Raw genomic sequence first — 14,779 nt, forward strand, 5'->3', positions numbered from 1 at the left:
CGAGCATCTTCGTTAAGCGCTTTCGCTCGTATCCCAATCTATGCGCGAATTCGATAAACTTGACCCTTGCGCGCCGAACCAAACCTTTCTGACCCGAAAACAAAAAAAGATCGCTGCAGCACGCTCAAACTCGCCGAGCGCCGCTGCAACGACCGAAAGTCGTCGTTGCTGTTCTTATCTATTTCGAAACGCTGCAAGGTTTTTTACGCGCCGCTAGGCCGTCGCCGGAATCGGGACCCACTCGTACGGCGTCTCGAGCGCGCGCAGGCCGGTTTCGATGACGGAGGCGATCGCGATCGTCTCCTCCGGCGCGACCGGCGGGGCGGCCGTTTCGAAGAACTTCACCATGCGCCGGACAAATGCCGCGAAGAAGTCCGACTCCACCTTCAGCGTATGCGCATGCCCGTCCTTATCGTTCAGCGTCATCGCGAACGGGCACTCCCAGCCGAAGTGGTGGATCGCCGCCTGACGTCCGTCCGCGAACCCGATCAACATCGCCGGCGCCTCCGGCGTGCCGATCGCCATGACCCGGTCGGGCGTGCCGCGCATGAGCGCGATCACCGGCTCGATCTGGTGGATCGAATAGTTGTCGAACCGGCCCGGCCCCACGCTGTGGATCGTCGCGATGTCCAGCGAAGCCGCTCCGTCGTATTCGGTCGCGTACCGAAGCGCCGAAGTGGAGAAGATCGGCGTCCCGTTCGCGGCCGCCAGCTCGAACAGTCGAATCGCCGTCTCCCGGTCGGGCGCGAACGTCTTATCGACGTAAGTCGGTTTGCCGGAGCGCAGCGGGATTTGGCACAGCGCCTCGTGCTGCTCAGGGTGGTCCGGCGAAAGCACGACCAGGCAGTCGCTCCGCTCGACGACCGCTTCGATCGAATCCAGCAGCTCCACGCCGTGCGCCTCGCACCATGCCGCGTTGGTCCGCCCGTTCGGGGCGTCGATGAGTCCGTAAGCATAGGCGACCTGCAGTTCGCCGCCCGATGCTTCCTTGATCCAGTCCGGATACTTCTCCGCATGCCATTCGTCCAGGAAGTAATCGATAAAGCCGATTTTCTTCAAGCGCTTCTCCCCCTTTTGGCTCCTCGGAGCATTCGGTCAGCCCAGCGCGATCTCGGCTCCGCGGTCGGAGGAGTCGTAGATCGCCTGCAAAATTTGCGACGTCAGGATGACGGTGTCGATGTGGGACGGCAGCTTTTCGCCGGTACGGATGCCCTTGAGGAAGCCGTCGATCTCCTGTTGGAAGTGGTTGTCGTTTTTGAACTTGTGCATCGTCTCCGTGAGCGAGCCGTCCTTCGAGCCGTACACCTTGAAGTCGGAGCCGTACTGGAGGCGAATGCCCGCCTTGTCGCCGAGGAAGTCGATGTACATCTCGCTCTCCCCGATGTTTTGCGCCCAGGCGCCGTTCACGGTGATGCCGGGACCTTCGGTCCGGATGAGCGCGGTGACGAAGTCGTCGACGTCGTACGTCCCTTTATAGTCCGGCGGACCGGCCCACATGTCGATGTACGCGTACTTCTCCATCTCGACCCCCAGCTTGCTGTAAGCTTGGCCGGATACCGTCTTCGGACGCGGATCGCCGGAGCAGTACATGACGATATCGAGGAAATGGACGCCCCAGTCGATGAGCGCGCCGCCGCCCGCGATCGCCTTGGTCGTAAATGCGCCGCCGAGTCCGGGAATGGAGCGGTGGGCCCGGAAGCTGACATATACGTGATAGAGCTCGCCAAGTTCGCCGTCCTCGATCAGCTTTTTAATTTTGTTGACCCCCGTGTTGAACCGGTTGACGACCCCGATGTTCAGCACCTTGCCCGTCTCGTTCTGGACCTTCTGCATCTCCAGCGCTTCGGCATAGGTCCGGGCGGCAGGCTTTTCGCACAGGACGTGCTTGCCCGCCCGCAGGCAGTCGATGGAAATGGAAGCGTGCACATGATTCGGTGTGCAGACGGAGACGGCTTCGACCTCCGGGTCTTCCAGAATCGTCCGGTAATCCGCGACCGCCTGGCCGACGCCGTATTTTTGAACGGCCTGTTCCGCGCGGGTCAGGTCGATATCGCAAAAGTATTTGATCTCCGCATCCGGATTCGCCATGTAAGCCGGGATGTGCGCGGAATTGGCGATGGTGCCGCAACCGATTACAGCGACTTTGATTTTTTCCATGAGAAACGCCTCCAATCGAATAGTTGGTTTTTCCAGCGGCCGCACCGGACGGCGGTGGTCCGGACGCCATAACTCAGCAAAAGGATGAAAGCCGGCATCATATCGAGCCTATAGCGCGTCTGGATCTCGATGACGAGGTGGATGACCGCGTAGCCGAGGAGGAGCATCGCCAGCAGCATCTCTCCCTGTTCGTCCTCCTCGCGCCGGCGCCACAGCGCCAGCATGCCGACGACGCCGAATGCGGCCATCGCCGCGTAGAGCACGCGTTCGGCCCGGATGTAAGGCGCCTGCAGATCGGCTTGCGGCGTCTGAAACAGGCTCCAGTAAGCCGAAGCATCCTCGCCGCCCCAGAGCAGCTTGGCTTTGGCCCAGAGCAACGCGGGCACGTCGACCGTACGGAGCCGCTCCAGGAGGAGGGTGCGCTCCGCCGCGTCGCGCTCAGACCCAAGACGGTACGACAGCGCGTAATCCGTGTCCTCCTGCGACCAGCCGCCCGTCGTTTGAACGTTCATTCCGACCATGAACTTCCAGTATGGCTCCTGCGCCGCAAGCGGGTACCGGGCGAAGCCCGCGCCGATCAACGCTTGGCTGACGAGCTGCATTCCGATCAGATAGACGGCGGCGAGTCCGGCCAGTCGGAGCAGGATCGCGCGCCGCGAAATCGGGCCCGGCCGACGCAGCAGCACGACCAATCCGTAGACGACGGCGCCCGCCGCGTAGAACCCCCCGAGCGGACGGATGATCTGACCGGCAACGAAGAGCAGACCGATCCACAGCCAGCCGTAACGCGTTCGGAGCCGTCCGAATACGAGCAGCCAGCAGCCGAGCGCAAACAGCAGCGTCGACAAATGCTGGTTGGTCAGGACGGAGCACATGAGCACGTTCGGAATATAAAACGCGTAGAGCACCGCGGCGATCCGGCCGGTCGTCTCGCCGAAGACCGAGCGGCCGATCCGGTACACGACGAGAGCGGTGGCCGCGCTGAACGCGGCATTCAGCAGTTTCAGCACGAGGACCGACGGGCCGACCAGCTTCACGACGACCGTCTCGTACAGGGTGAAGCCCATGAGGTACGCCCATCTGCCGAAATATTCGTTGCCCGCGAACGAAAAATCCCCGGCGGCGCCCCGGATCGCCGCGTCGAGCATGTCCTTGAAGTCCGACACCGGCGGCGTGTCGATCCAGAGCACCCAGGCGATGCGGACGCCGAGTCCGGCCGCGGCGATCGCGACGAGAAAGGTCCGCGTACCGAGTCGGCGTACGGCCGCCGCCGCGGCCAACACGGCGAAGATCGCGAGGACGATCCAGAGCACGGCTTCCCAGTAGCCGCCGCCGAAGCGGGCGGCCGCCGTGGGCAGCGATTGAATCAGCACCCACGCATAGAACAGTGCGCCGACGATCGCCAGAACAGCCCTCAAGGCGGGCTCGCCGCCCGTCCAGGGAGGCCGTCTGCCGAACGGCTCCCCTTTCCTCGCCCGTCGACCTGTGCCACGCGCGTCTCCGCGGCGGACGGTCGGCACATGCGGTGCTCTGAAAGCCTCATCGGCTCATCCCCTCTCGACTTGTCGATGATCGCGCGCGAGCGCGATCTCGTCCACGAACTTGCGGGTCATCACGTGCGGCCGCGTCAGCGCCGTGCCGACGACGACGGTCTGCGCCCCGCTCTCCAGGGCGCGCCGCGCCTGCTCCGGCGTGTGGAACCTGCCTTCGGCGAACACCGGCACTCGGACGCTGCGGCTCAGCGCTTGGATTAACGCGAAGTCCGGGTCGCTCGTCTGCGGGCTGTACGGCGTATATCCGGACAGCGTCGTCGAGACGATATCGAAGCCGAGCCGTTCCGCCTGGACGCCTTCCTCCAGCGTCGAGACGTCCGCCATCAGGAGCGCGTCCGTCTCCCGTCTCAGCGCGGCCACGATGTCCGCAAGCCGCTCCCCTCCGGGACGACGGCGTTTCGTGGCGTCCATCGCCACGATATCCGCGCCGGCGGCGACGACCGCCTTGGCGTCGGACAACGTGGCGGTAATATAAACGTCCGAGTCCGGGTAGACGCGTTTCCATAGGCCGATCAACGGTACCTGGACCGCCCGGCGGATCGCGGCGATATCGGGAGGCGAATTCGCCCGGATGGCGGTCGCCCCGCCCGCAAGCGCCGCAAGCGCGAATCGGACCATCATCTCGCTCCCGTACGTCGCGTCGCCGGGATAGGCCTGGCAGGAGACGACCATGCCTCCCTTGAAGCTTTCCAGATCGATTGGTTTGCTCATATGCACTCACCGGTTTCTGTTGAAGGATGTTGGATGGACGGCGGCAAGGACGCGTTCCCTTACCCTTTGATGCCCGTGAGCGCGATGCCTTCGATGAATTGCTTCTGCGCCAGGAAAAACAAAACGATGATCGGTACCGTAAACATGGCGGAAGCGGCCATCAACTGCTCCCATTCGACGTAATGCGTCTGCATGAACGCATACAGCCCCAGCGACAACGTGTAGGTGCTTTCGTCGTTCAGGTAGAGCAGCGGCCCGAGAAAGTCCGACCATGTGCTGAGAAACACGAGCACGCCGACCGTCGCGATGACGGGCTTGCAAAGCGGCAGCATGATCTGCGCGTAGATGCGGAATTCCGAGGCGCCGTCGATGCGCGCCGCCTGAACGAGCGAATTCGGAATCGTCATGAAAAACTGGCGCATGAGAAACACGTAGTAGCCCGCTCCCGCGCTCAGAAACGCGGGAAGCACCAGCGGCACGTACGTGCCGATCGCGCCCAGCTTGGACCAGACGATGTAGAGCGGCACCATCGTCACCTGATACGGCAGCAGCAGCGTCGCGAGCACGACGGCGAACAGCGGTTTTTTCCCCCGCCATTCGATATGGGAGGTCGCGTAGGCGACGAGCGGCGCCGAGATCAGGAGACCGGCGACGGTGAGCAGCGTGACGAGCAGCGTATTGGCCGACAGCCGCACGAAGTCGATCGTCTGAAAGACGTCCGCGTAATTTTGCCAGCGCGGCGCCGACGGAAAATACAGCGGCTTGGTCACGAACAGCTGGTCTTTGGACTTGAGCGACGTGGACAGCAGCCATAGCAGCGGCGCGGCAAAGACGAGGCTCAGCAGCACGAGCAGCGTATACGGAACAATTTTACGAGTCACCATCGTCATCTTAATCGCCTCCGTAGGTCACCCAGCGCCTGGACGATCGGAAGACCAGCCAGGTCACGAGGGCGGTGATGAGGAACAGGACCCACGCCATGGCGCTGGCGTGACCCATCCGGAAGTCGACGAAAGCTTCCCGATAGAGCAGGATGGCGTAGAACAGCAGCGACTTCTCCGGACCGGCCATCGTCTGGTCGGCGCCCGAGTTCGTCAGCGACGCGAGCATGAACGCCTGGGCGAAGTACTGAAAGTAGACGATCAAGTTCATGACGAGCTGAAACAGGATGATCGGCGAAATGCTCGGCAGCGTGATCGAAAAAAACTTGCGAACCGCGCCCGCGCCGTCGATCTCCGCGGATTCGTACAAGCTGCGCGGCACGTCCTGCAGCGCCGCAAGGAAAATGATCATAACCCCGCCCGAGCCCCAAGCGGTCATGAGGATGAGCGAAGGCTTCGTCCACGCGGCGTCGAGCAGCCAGTTCGGCCCTCTCAGCCCGACCAGGTCGAGCAGCGAGTTGATGAGGCCGCTCTTCGGATTCAGCACCCACATCCACACGAGAGACGAGGCGATGACCGGCACGATGGACGGAATGTAGAAAAACGTCCGAAAGATCGATTGTCCCCTGACCTTCAGGTTAAGCAACTGAGCGGTGAGGAGTCCCGCGATCAAACTGACCGGCGTCGCCAGCACCACCATGTACAGCGTGTTGAGAATACTCTTGGCCACTTCCTTCTCCTGAAAGATCCACTTGTAGTTGTCCAGGCCAACCCACGTGAGCGGCTTGAACAAGTTGAAGTCGGAGAAGCTGTACACGAGAGACGCGCCCGTCGGATATAGCGTGAATACCAGCAATCCCAAGATGAACGGAGCGGAAAACAACAGCCCCGTCAGATTCGCTTTCCTGCGCATTTTCCCGTCCTCCATCCGATGGACCGTGCCCGCGCCGGGCGGCATGAGCACGATCCGGTGTATTCGCCGTGATGTCGATTACTTGTCGAGCAGCTCCTGCGCCCGCTTCTGCATGGCCGCGATGCCCTCTTCCGGCGTTTTCTTCAGGTTGAAGACGGCTTCGCCTTCCTCCTTGACGACTTTGTTCAGGAGATCGGGGAGCTGCGCGATGTTCGGAAGCGATTTGACGTTGGCGTTTTGCGCGAATTCCATGAACTTGTCGGCGTCCGCGATCGTCTGGAACACCGGATCCTTCATCGACGTCGTGCGCGCCGGGATGTTGCCCATGCCGCCCGTGACTTTCGCAAGCTCTGGCGCCGAGTACATGAACTTCAGGAATTCCCAGGCGCCGTCCACGTTCTTCGAGTTTTTGGCGATGTAGAAGATCGAGCTCTGCGCCTCGTTGCTGCCGGCGAGATCTTCGTGGCCGTCCAAATAAGGCAGCGGCGCGAGGCCGTAATCGAGCTTGATGTTGTTGTTGGCCATAAACGTCGAGAGCCATGGACCGTCAAAGCGAATCGCCTGCTTGCCCGCCATGAACGGATCCGTCGGGTCGAGCCATTTGCCGGTGGCCTGCACCTGCTTGATGTTATCCACGCCGAATTGCTTGTTGTAATCGTAGATGGCCTTCAGCGCCTCCAACGCGCCCGGCTGGTCGAAGGTCGCCTTTTTGCCGTCGGGGCTCAGATAGGTGCCGCCGAACCCGTAGGTGAGCGCTTGGAACGGGAAGCCCGGATAAGACGGAAAGCCCAAAATCTCGATCTCGCCTTTGCCGTTCGTCTTCGTCAACTTCGCCGCCATCTCGATCAGTTCTTTGCTCGTCTTGGGCGGTTCGGAATAACCGGCATCGGCGAGCAGCTTCTTGTTGTAGAACATCGCGTTCATGTTGATGTTGAGCGGCAGCGCGAACAGCTTGCCGTCGTACTTGCCTTGCTCGAGCGTCGCGGGCACGAAGTCGGACATGTCGTATTTGTCTCTGGCGATCAGATCCTCCAGCGGAAGGGCGATGCCTTCCTTGGCGTACTGCGCGACGTTGCTGGCAAAGGAGTCCGTCAGGTCGGGACCTTTGCCGCCGGCGATGGCGACCTTGATCTTTTGCTCATCCGGCACGGACAGCCCTTCGACCGTGTATTGATCCTGACTTTCGTTGAACCGTTTGATGGCGCCTTCGATGACTTCCCCTTCCTTGCCCCCCCATAAATACCAGACCGTAACCTTCGACTTTTTGCCGTTCGACTTCCCTCCGCTTGCGCCGTCGGGCGAAGCGCCCCCGTCGCCGCTGCCTCCGCATCCCGAAAGAACTGCGCCTGCGGTCAGCAGCAGGGCGATGCCGGATAGCGCGGTTTTGCCAATCTTGTTCTTGTTCATACGCGAACCTCTCCTTGTGGGTAAAATGCGGATAAAATAGATTCTCTAGCAAAGCTTGCCTGACGATCGAACCGCCTGATCAAATCGGAAGCACTTACATTACCGATTATACGAGGCGCCTGTTCGAATGTAAATATATTCTCCATATATTTAATCTTAAAAAGAATTTTCCTCCTTTTTCGCGTGGAAACCTGCCAATGTCGCGCCACCTCTCCTTAGGAAGTGTCGATAATGCGACCTTATTTCGGAGCTCGGCTCCAATTTTTGACCATTCGTGATTGTCGGTCGGCTTCCGGCGGATGAAGAAGCGGCTGAATAAATTGCCTCTCAGGCGCAGATGAGCAGGCGCGTTCGATGTTCACCGCCACCTTGTAATCGATTCTGCCCGCCGAATGCGAAAGAGGGAGTCCACGACTCCCTCTTTCGTCATTTCTGCCCGTCAAATGAACGGCCATCCGGTCCATCGCGGATTTGGTGCCCACAATCACGCCGATTTCGCGGACGGTATTCCCCAGCGCCATGGTGACCATGGTCCAATCGCAATGCTGCCGGTTTCTTCGTTCAAGAATCGCAGCAGCGCACCTGCATGACATGTCGAGCATTCCGTTATGATTGCAAGGGTTCGTCTGTCGGTTGGACCGCTTCGCTCAGATGGCGCTCCAGCTCCTCCGAGTATGTGCGCTTCTGATCCTCATCGCAGCCGAGCTCTTCCGCCATCAGGCGGACGACCTCGTACTTCCACGTTCGGACGAGCGCGATGTCGAAGTAGAGCGCGCCGGTCCGGCGGACGAGAAAGTCGACGGGGCGGACCGCCATCTCTTTGCGGATCGCGTACCGCAGTTGGGCCGTCAGCTCCGGAGGCATGGCTCCGCCCTCGCCGGCGGGCGGCAGCAGCGCCAGAACCGCCTCGCAATTGGAGCCGTAGCGAGCGGCGAGACGCGCGGCTGCCGCTTCGTTCAGTCCTCGCCGGACACCCTCGGCGCGCCAGCGCTCGACGAAGGCCGGGAAACCTTCCGAACCCCCGACGTCTCCGCCGGACAGCCGCAGCTCCTTCGTTTCGCAAGGACGGAACGGTCCCCTCCCTTCGGCCACCAGTTCGCGGGAAATCCGATTCACGACCGTCTCGGCCATCTTGCGGTAGCCCGTCAGCTTGCCGCCCGCTATCGTAATCAACCCGGAGGGCGACCTGAAAATCTCGTCCTTCCGGGATACTTCGGAAGGCGACTTGCCCTCTTGATAAATAAGCGGTCGCAACCCGGCCCAGCTGGACTCGACGTCGCCGGGCGTCAACTTCAACTCCGGGAACATTCCGTTGGCGGCGCCCAATACGTAATCGCGGTCCGCCGCCGTCATCGTCGGTCGCGCCGGGTCGCCTTCGTAATCCGTATCCGTCGTGCCTACGTAGGTTTTGCCGTCGCGCGGAATCGCGAACAGCATCCGCCCGTCCGGCGTATCGAAATAGACGGCTTGCCGGAGCGGGAACCGGTTTCCGTCGAAGACGAGATGAATGCCCTTGGTCAGCCGCAGCGTCTTGCCGTGCTTGGAGCGGTCCATCTCTCGAAGCGTGTCGACCCACGGCCCCGTCGCGTTGACGATTTTCCGCGCCCGGATGATATGGACGCCGCCCCCGATCCGATCCGCCGCGCGAATACCCGTGAGCCGTCCTTCTTCGTAAAGCAGTTCCTCCGCCTTAACGTAGTTGACCGCCGTCGCCCCGAGCTCGACCGCTTTCTTCATCACTTCCAGCGTCAGCCGCGCATCGTCGGTGCGATACTCGACGTAGTAGCCCCCGCCTTTCAGTCCTTCGGTTCGAAGCAGCGGTTCGCGGGACAGCGCATCTTCCCGGGAGAGCATCGTCCGGCGTTCCCCGCGCTTCACCCCCGCGAGGAAGTCGTACAGCGCCAGCCCGATCGAGGTCGAACGCTTTCCGAAGGTGCCGCCGCGATAGATCGGCAGCAGCATCCATTCGGGCGTCGTGACGTGAGGCCCGTTCTCGTAGACGACGGCGCGCTCCTTGCCGACCTCCGCGACCATCTTGATCTCGAACTGCTTGAGATAACGCAACCCACCATGAACGAGCTTCGTCGACCTGCTTGACGTGCCGGTGGCGAAGTCCTGCATTTCGACGAGCGCGGTCCGCATTCCCCGCGCCTGCGCGTCCAACGCGATGCCCGCGCCGGTGATGCCTCCTCCGATCACCAATACGTCCCATACGTCCCGCTCCATTTCGGCCAACCGGTCGGTCCGGTGGACGGCTGACATGCCCCCTGCCATGATGGATAACGCCTCCTCTGCGGTGTGCAAACGACAAAAAACCGCAACATCAGCGGCTGCGCCCAAAGCGCAGCCGTGCGTCGCGGTGTCTCCCGTTCTCCAACCTTCTATTAACTTAGGTCCCATCTTACCATATCCGGCGATCGTTGGAAAGGCGTCTTTGGCAAATGCGGCGAACGCCCGGTTTGATGCTAGACGCTACGGCGTCTCCGCAAAATGCCGCCAAAGCTCGACACGGGACGTCGTGACGGCGGAGGCGCCCGCCTCGATCGCCCGCTCCACGTCCGACACCGCCCGGATCAGTCCGCCGGCGAACACCGGGATGCCCGTTCGCTCCAATACCTCCTCGATCATATGCGGCATAACGCCGGGGAGTACTTCGACGAAGTCGGGCTTGGTCCGTTCGAGCAGCGCGTAGCTCTTCTCCAGCGCATGCGAATCCAGCAGAAACAGCCGTTGGATCGCGAGCAGACCGTTCAACTTCGTCTTCGCGATAACGCTCGCGCGAGTCGAAATGAGCCCTGCCGGCTTCATGACCTGACACAGAAACTCGGCGGCGTATTCGTCGTTTTTCAGTCCTTCGATCAGATCGGCATGCACGAGCACCCGCTTGCCGTGCGCGTTCGCCAAATCCAGGATCGGCTTGATCTGGCTGATGTGACTGTCCAGCAGAACGACGTAGTCGAACGGCATCCGCATCAGCTTCTCCAAATCTCGCATCTTGCGCACGGCGGGCAAAATCCGCTGTCCGTGAAACGCCATGCCCCTTCCCCCTCGGCTCTCTCGTTTCGCTGATAAGTGTATTATAGCCGAGAAGACGTCGGCAGGTCGCGCGCAAGTCAGCACATCTCAGACCATCCAACCCGACGCTAGCTTCTTCGCTCAGTAGAGAAAGCGCCACAGGTAAAACGTCGCGTACGACTCCCATCCCTGCCATCCCGCCGCCAGTTGCCGAATCTCGGCGGGCGTCGGCTTGCGCGCCATGCCGGTCAAATGCTGAATGGCCAGCTGCAGGCCGACATCGTCGACGGGAAACGCGGCAGGCATCCGCAGGCATCGCATCAGCACATAGTGGGCGGTCCAAGGGCCGATGCCGCGAATGCCGACGAGCGCTTTCTCCGCCTGCTTCAGGTCTCCGAGCGCCAGGAGCGACTCCCGGCTGAGCCGGCCCTCGGACAGCAGACGCGCCACGCCGATCAGATACTCGACCTTCCTCGCCGTCATGCGCAGCGGGGCCAGGTCTTCCGGAGTCAATTCCGCGACGGTGTTCGCGGTCGGAAACGTCCAATACGTCATTTCTCCGCAAGTCACGCTGCGTCCGAATCGTTCGACCAGCCGCCGCTTCAGCGTGTAGGCGAACGAGAGATTGATCTGCTGCCCGATAATCCCCCAGGCGAGCGCTTCGAACAGATCCGGGATCCCCATGTTGCGAAGGCCCGGAAAGGCCGAAACCGCCCGGCCAAGCAGCTCGTCCCGCTCCGCCAGACGGTAGAACGGCGACAGGTCCCGGTCGAGATCGAACCAGTCCCGAATGTAGCGGTCGACCCCGATCATCGCCGATTCGGACGGCGGCGACCGGTCCAGAAACCGAACCTCGAGCGCGCGACCGTCCGCCGACTCACGGATCCGGACGACCGGTGCCTCCTCGCCGATCGGAATTGCCTTGTAAATGCCGTCCTCCCGAATCGCGTACAGGCATTCTTGGGTGGCGCCGGCCAAATAGCGGCAGTTCTCTCTGAAGGAGAACGGCTCGGGTACTGGGATCGATAAATCCGCGACTTCTTCGTTCGGGCGCGCGGCAGCCGCTTCGCTTCCGACTTTCATATGCTCCCCGCCTCCTCTATGCGGCGATTGCCGCCTTTACCCGTTATACCACGGTTTGGAGGTGCGGGGGTTTCGGAATCTTGCTATTCCATCCAACCGGCTTGGTCGGCGCGCTAGCGCCTGGTCGGTTCGAGGGTGCGGCTGAGAAAAATGTTCATGAGCAGCGGCAGCGAAATGAGAATGGGCGGGTCGTCCGCCTTGGGCTCGTACAACATCGGCTGCTGATAAGGGACGGGAATGCCCGGCTGCACGTGGATCGGCGTCCGCGTCCGGGTGCGCAGCGTCGTATGCGGGAGCAGGATGTCCATCGCGTTCATGCTCCAGGACACCGACGTTGCCATCAAATAATAGGTGCCGGGGCGCACGCCTGTAAAGCGGAAATAGCCGGGGGAGGCGATCAGTGTGCCGTACGGCGGCAGGCCCTCGGGGATGGGCTTCGCGAACAGGCCGATCAGCACGAAGCCTTCGAACGGAACGGAGGCGCGGATCGTCCCTTCGACGCAGCCGTATTCGCCGAATATCGGGTCCTCCGACCGCCAATCGGAAAGCTGCTGCAGGGAGCGGACATGTGTCTCCGCCAGCCTAGCCGAATGCCGGAACTCCGACGGCGAAACGCCGACCCGCTCCGTAAACCGGGTCGTGAAAGTGCCAAGGCTCTGCTGTCCGATCTCGAGGCCGACGTCCCGGATGCTGAGATTCGTGCGCAGCAGCAGATCCTTGGCCTTCTGAAGGCGCAAGGCGGCAACATAATAGAGCGGAGGCAAGCCGGTCCGATCCTTGAAGATGCGGGTGAAGTGATAGGGACTGTAGGCCACGTGGCCGGCCAACCGGGATAGCGGAAGCGGCTCGTCGAGGTGCGCGCGGATATACGCGATCGCCTCGTCCACTTCGGTATACCGTTCCATGCCGTCGTCTCTCCTTCCCTCGGGAAACGCCATGCGAATATATGTTCTTATCCATTCTATCCAATTTCATGGGAAAGATCAACCTGAACCGCGATGCCGTCTTCTGGAAACGAAGTCAGGCGGACAAGGATCGCTCCGCTCGCCGGCGGAGATGGACGCTCGTCAAAATGCCGACGGATGCCAGCACTAGCGCCGCCGGGATATAGAAGATCGTAGGCGTCACGCCTTGGATGGCGAGCGGCAGGAAATAGCCGATCAGCGAGGCGGTCTGGGAAATGAACACGTACAAGCTCGCTCCGAAGCCGGTCCGACGCAGGAACATCCGCTGAACGTACCCCATCCCGACGCCGTACAGCACGGAGACGAAAAACGAATAGACCGGCTGCATGAGAAAAAAGACCGGCAAGGCGTCGACCGTCGCGTAAACGAGATAAGTGGCGAATGCCAGCGCGCCGCCGAGCAGAATGACCGTCCGGCTTCCGTAGCGGGCCGCCCAATAGCCGGCCAGCGTCATGAAGACGAGCTCGAAGACGGCCTGCGCGCTCCAGATGTAGGACATGAGACGCGGATCGCCGAACCGCGCGTTGACGACGAGCGGCAGATAGAGTCCGCGGATCGCATCCGCGCAGGATAGCAGCAGAAGCGCAACGAGCATGAGGAGCGAGAACGGCTCTCCTCCTCTCGGCGCGGGCGCGCCGGCATCGGCCAGCACTTCGCGGTAGACGAACAGCAGCAGGAACAGCATCGCGTAGCCGAACAGGTTGCCCCACAAGACCCCGCGGAAGGAAGCGATCAAAAACAGATTCGCGCCGAGCAGCAGCCCGGTAAAGAAGCCGACGCTGTACGTCGTGCGAAGCCACAGCTGCGCCATCTCGACGATCGACGGACGGATGCGGGCGAAATGATTTCTCGCCATGGCGAACAGCTGGCCCATGATCATGCCCGACGGCGCGATCGCGACGGACATGCCGACAAGCGCGGTGACGAAGCCGTCCGCCCTCATATAGAGGAAGAGGCCGGCGATGCACGCCGCCGCCGCGGCCAGCGGGATGCCTTTCTTGCGGCGAAGGCGGTCGCTGAAAAAGCCAACGGTGATCGTGAGCGCCATATTCAGGAGCAGCGAGACCGAAAAGACGACGGCGATCTGACTTTTGGTCAAACCGACGTCGTTCTGCAAATAGATCGCATTCATCGGCGCCAGGATGCCGGTGCCGATGCCGTACAGAAACATGGCGGCAATGAGCACCCATGCCGAACGGATGCGGATGAAAGTGCGAAAATCGGAGGAAAGGCTCATCTGCGCGCTCCTTTTTCCTGCAAGTTGGCCGCTCAAGGAAGCTGAGGCGGTTGGACCCTCCCATTATACACCATATAATGGAGAAACATATCGCGCTGGTTCCTGACCATAACTGAAAATAACGGTTTCCGGGTACCGAAAGCAAAAGAGAGCGACGCAGCCGCGTTCGTTCTCTTTACCTTCCTCCGGCTTCCCGTCAAGTGGCGGACGTCCCGCTCTCCGATCCACGCGGTATGTTTAGTCAGATAATGGTAAAGCTAAGGCCGAACCACAAACCAGCGGATACCAGGAGGACGAACGACTATCATGAACAAACGGATCGCCGCCCTTTGCATGAGCGCGGTTGCGCTATGGTGGACCGGAAGCGCGATCTTGGCGCCCACGGCCGATGCGCGCTCGGAAACGTCTCCCGTCGTGAAGGTCAAAATTATAAACGCCAAAGGCGAAGAAGTCGGACAAGCGCAAATCGCGCAGGTGCAAGGCGCCGTCCGCATCCATCTCGAAGCCAAGCATCTGCCTCCCGGCGCGCACGGCATCCATATTCACGAGACGGGACGCTGCGATCCGCCCGACTTCAAGTCGGCGGGCGAGCATCTCAATCCGGAGAAAAAGCAGCACGGCTTCCACAATCCGAAGGGCTTCCACGCCGGGGACCTGCCGAATATCCAAGTCGCGGCGGACGGCACCGTGAGTGCCGATCTGGAGAGCAAAAATCTCACCTTGGCCAAAGGCGCGCCCCATTCGCTCCTGAAGCCGGGCGGCACGGCGATCGTGATTCACGAGAAGGCCGACGACTATGTGACCGACCCCTCGGGGAACTCCGGCAACCGCATCGCGTGCGGCCGCATTTCCTAACG

14 protein-coding genes are annotated in these 14,779 nt (G+C 61.5%); 1 reads left to right on the forward strand and 13 read right to left on the reverse strand.

What is annotated here, in order from left to right:
* Positions 1 to 213: 213 nt before the first annotated feature.
* The 13 genes from LKX83_RS00755 to LKX83_RS00815 all read right to left on the reverse strand — a co-directional run bounded on the left by LKX83_RS00755 (position 214) and on the right by LKX83_RS00815 (position 13,922).
* Complete coding sequence (locus LKX83_RS00755; protein ID WP_227879917.1) at positions 214 to 1,059, reverse strand: Gfo/Idh/MocA family oxidoreductase; 846 nt, start codon at positions 1,057 to 1,059, stop codon at positions 214 to 216.
* Between the two features lie 36 nt (positions 1,060 to 1,095).
* Positions 1,096 to 2,157: a Gfo/Idh/MocA family protein gene (locus tag LKX83_RS00760; RefSeq protein WP_227879919.1), complete on the reverse strand. Its 1,062-nt coding sequence runs from the start codon at positions 2,155 to 2,157 to the stop codon at positions 1,096 to 1,098.
* Positions 2,133 to 3,575 (reverse strand): ArnT family glycosyltransferase, encoded by a 1,443-nt coding sequence (locus LKX83_RS00765; RefSeq protein WP_227879923.1) that lies wholly within the window; start codon positions 3,573 to 3,575, stop codon positions 2,133 to 2,135. The genes LKX83_RS00760 and LKX83_RS00765 overlap by 25 nt, the downstream gene beginning before the upstream one ends.
* 129 nt (positions 3,576 to 3,704) lie before the next feature.
* Positions 3,705 to 4,421 (reverse strand): N-acetylmannosamine-6-phosphate 2-epimerase, encoded by a 717-nt coding sequence (locus LKX83_RS00770; protein ID WP_227879926.1) that lies wholly within the window; start codon positions 4,419 to 4,421, stop codon positions 3,705 to 3,707.
* A gap of 59 nt (positions 4,422 to 4,480) precedes the next feature.
* Complete coding sequence (locus tag LKX83_RS00775; protein ID WP_227879928.1) at positions 4,481 to 5,311, reverse strand: carbohydrate ABC transporter permease; 831 nt, start codon at positions 5,309 to 5,311, stop codon at positions 4,481 to 4,483.
* A 1-nt stretch (position 5,312) separates the two neighbouring features.
* Positions 5,313 to 6,215 carry a carbohydrate ABC transporter permease gene (locus LKX83_RS00780; RefSeq protein WP_227879930.1) on the reverse strand — a complete coding sequence of 301 codons (903 nt, stop codon included), beginning with the start codon at positions 6,213 to 6,215 and terminating at the stop codon, positions 5,313 to 5,315.
* Positions 6,216 to 6,293: 78 nt separating this feature from the next.
* Positions 6,294 to 7,622, reverse strand: a complete 1,329-nt coding sequence (locus LKX83_RS00785; protein WP_227879932.1) for an ABC transporter substrate-binding protein — start codon at positions 7,620 to 7,622, stop codon at positions 6,294 to 6,296.
* Between the two features lie 239 nt (positions 7,623 to 7,861).
* Positions 7,862 to 8,152 carry a hypothetical protein gene (locus tag LKX83_RS00790; protein ID WP_227879933.1) on the reverse strand — a complete coding sequence of 97 codons (291 nt, stop codon included), beginning with the start codon at positions 8,150 to 8,152 and terminating at the stop codon, positions 7,862 to 7,864.
* A 76-nt stretch (positions 8,153 to 8,228) separates the two neighbouring features.
* Positions 8,229 to 9,896 (reverse strand): glycerol-3-phosphate dehydrogenase/oxidase, encoded by a 1,668-nt coding sequence (locus LKX83_RS00795; RefSeq protein ID WP_370638993.1) that lies wholly within the window; start codon positions 9,894 to 9,896, stop codon positions 8,229 to 8,231.
* 198 nt (positions 9,897 to 10,094) lie between these two features.
* Positions 10,095 to 10,658, reverse strand: coding sequence for a glycerol-3-phosphate responsive antiterminator (locus tag LKX83_RS00800; protein ID WP_227879934.1), 564 nt, complete (start codon positions 10,656 to 10,658; stop codon positions 10,095 to 10,097).
* 120 nt (positions 10,659 to 10,778) lie between these two features.
* The gene (locus LKX83_RS00805) at positions 10,779 to 11,720 is read right to left on the reverse strand and encodes a DNA-3-methyladenine glycosylase family protein (RefSeq protein ID WP_227879935.1); all 942 of its coding nucleotides are present in this window, start codon (positions 11,718 to 11,720) and stop codon (positions 10,779 to 10,781) included.
* A 113-nt stretch (positions 11,721 to 11,833) separates the two neighbouring features.
* Positions 11,834 to 12,625: a helix-turn-helix domain-containing protein gene (locus LKX83_RS00810; protein WP_227879937.1), complete on the reverse strand. Its 792-nt coding sequence runs from the start codon at positions 12,623 to 12,625 to the stop codon at positions 11,834 to 11,836.
* A 115-nt stretch (positions 12,626 to 12,740) separates the two neighbouring features.
* Positions 12,741 to 13,922, reverse strand: a complete 1,182-nt coding sequence (locus tag LKX83_RS00815; RefSeq protein ID WP_227879938.1) for an MFS transporter — start codon at positions 13,920 to 13,922, stop codon at positions 12,741 to 12,743.
* Between the two features lie 306 nt (positions 13,923 to 14,228).
* Here LKX83_RS00815 and LKX83_RS00820 point away from each other — a divergent pair, with 306 nt between their 5' ends.
* Positions 14,229 to 14,777 (forward strand): superoxide dismutase family protein, encoded by a 549-nt coding sequence (locus tag LKX83_RS00820; RefSeq protein ID WP_227879939.1) that lies wholly within the window; start codon positions 14,229 to 14,231, stop codon positions 14,775 to 14,777.
* The last annotated feature ends 2 nt before the right edge of the window (positions 14,778 to 14,779 follow it).

It is taken from the genome of Cohnella baijiui (assembly GCF_020731285.1).
In the GTDB taxonomy this organism is placed as follows: Bacteria; Bacillota; Bacilli; order Paenibacillales; family Paenibacillaceae; genus Cohnella.

Excerpts from the sequence above, each read along its gene's own strand:
- LKX83_RS00760 (WP_227879919.1), bottom strand. The coding sequence starts at position 2,157 with ATGGAAAAAATCAAAGTCGCTGTAATCGGTTGCGGCACCATCGCCAAT.
- LKX83_RS00770 (WP_227879926.1), bottom strand. The coding sequence starts at position 4,421 with ATGAGCAAACCAATCGATCTGGAAAGCTTCAAGGGAGGCATGGTCGTC.
- LKX83_RS00775 (WP_227879928.1), bottom strand. The coding sequence starts at position 5,311 with ATGACGATGGTGACTCGTAAAATTGTTCCGTATACGCTGCTCGTGCTG.
- LKX83_RS00780 (WP_227879930.1), bottom strand. The coding sequence starts at position 6,215 with ATGCGCAGGAAAGCGAATCTGACGGGGCTGTTGTTTTCCGCTCCGTTC.
- LKX83_RS00785 (WP_227879932.1), bottom strand. The coding sequence starts at position 7,622 with ATGAACAAGAACAAGATTGGCAAAACCGCGCTATCCGGCATCGCCCTG.
- LKX83_RS00790 (WP_227879933.1), bottom strand. The coding sequence starts at position 8,152 with ATGGTCACCATGGCGCTGGGGAATACCGTCCGCGAAATCGGCGTGATT.
- LKX83_RS00795 (WP_370638993.1), bottom strand. The coding sequence starts at position 9,896 with ATGGCAGGGGGCATGTCAGCCGTCCACCGGACCGACCGGTTGGCCGAA.
- LKX83_RS00800 (WP_227879934.1), bottom strand. The coding sequence starts at position 10,658 with ATGGCGTTTCACGGACAGCGGATTTTGCCCGCCGTGCGCAAGATGCGA.
- LKX83_RS00805 (WP_227879935.1), bottom strand. The coding sequence starts at position 11,720 with ATGAAAGTCGGAAGCGAAGCGGCTGCCGCGCGCCCGAACGAAGAAGTC.
- LKX83_RS00810 (WP_227879937.1), bottom strand. The coding sequence starts at position 12,625 with ATGGAACGGTATACCGAAGTGGACGAGGCGATCGCGTATATCCGCGCG.
- LKX83_RS00815 (WP_227879938.1), bottom strand. The coding sequence starts at position 13,922 with ATGAGCCTTTCCTCCGATTTTCGCACTTTCATCCGCATCCGTTCGGCA.
- LKX83_RS00820 (WP_227879939.1), top strand. The coding sequence starts at position 14,229 with ATGAACAAACGGATCGCCGCCCTTTGCATGAGCGCGGTTGCGCTATGG.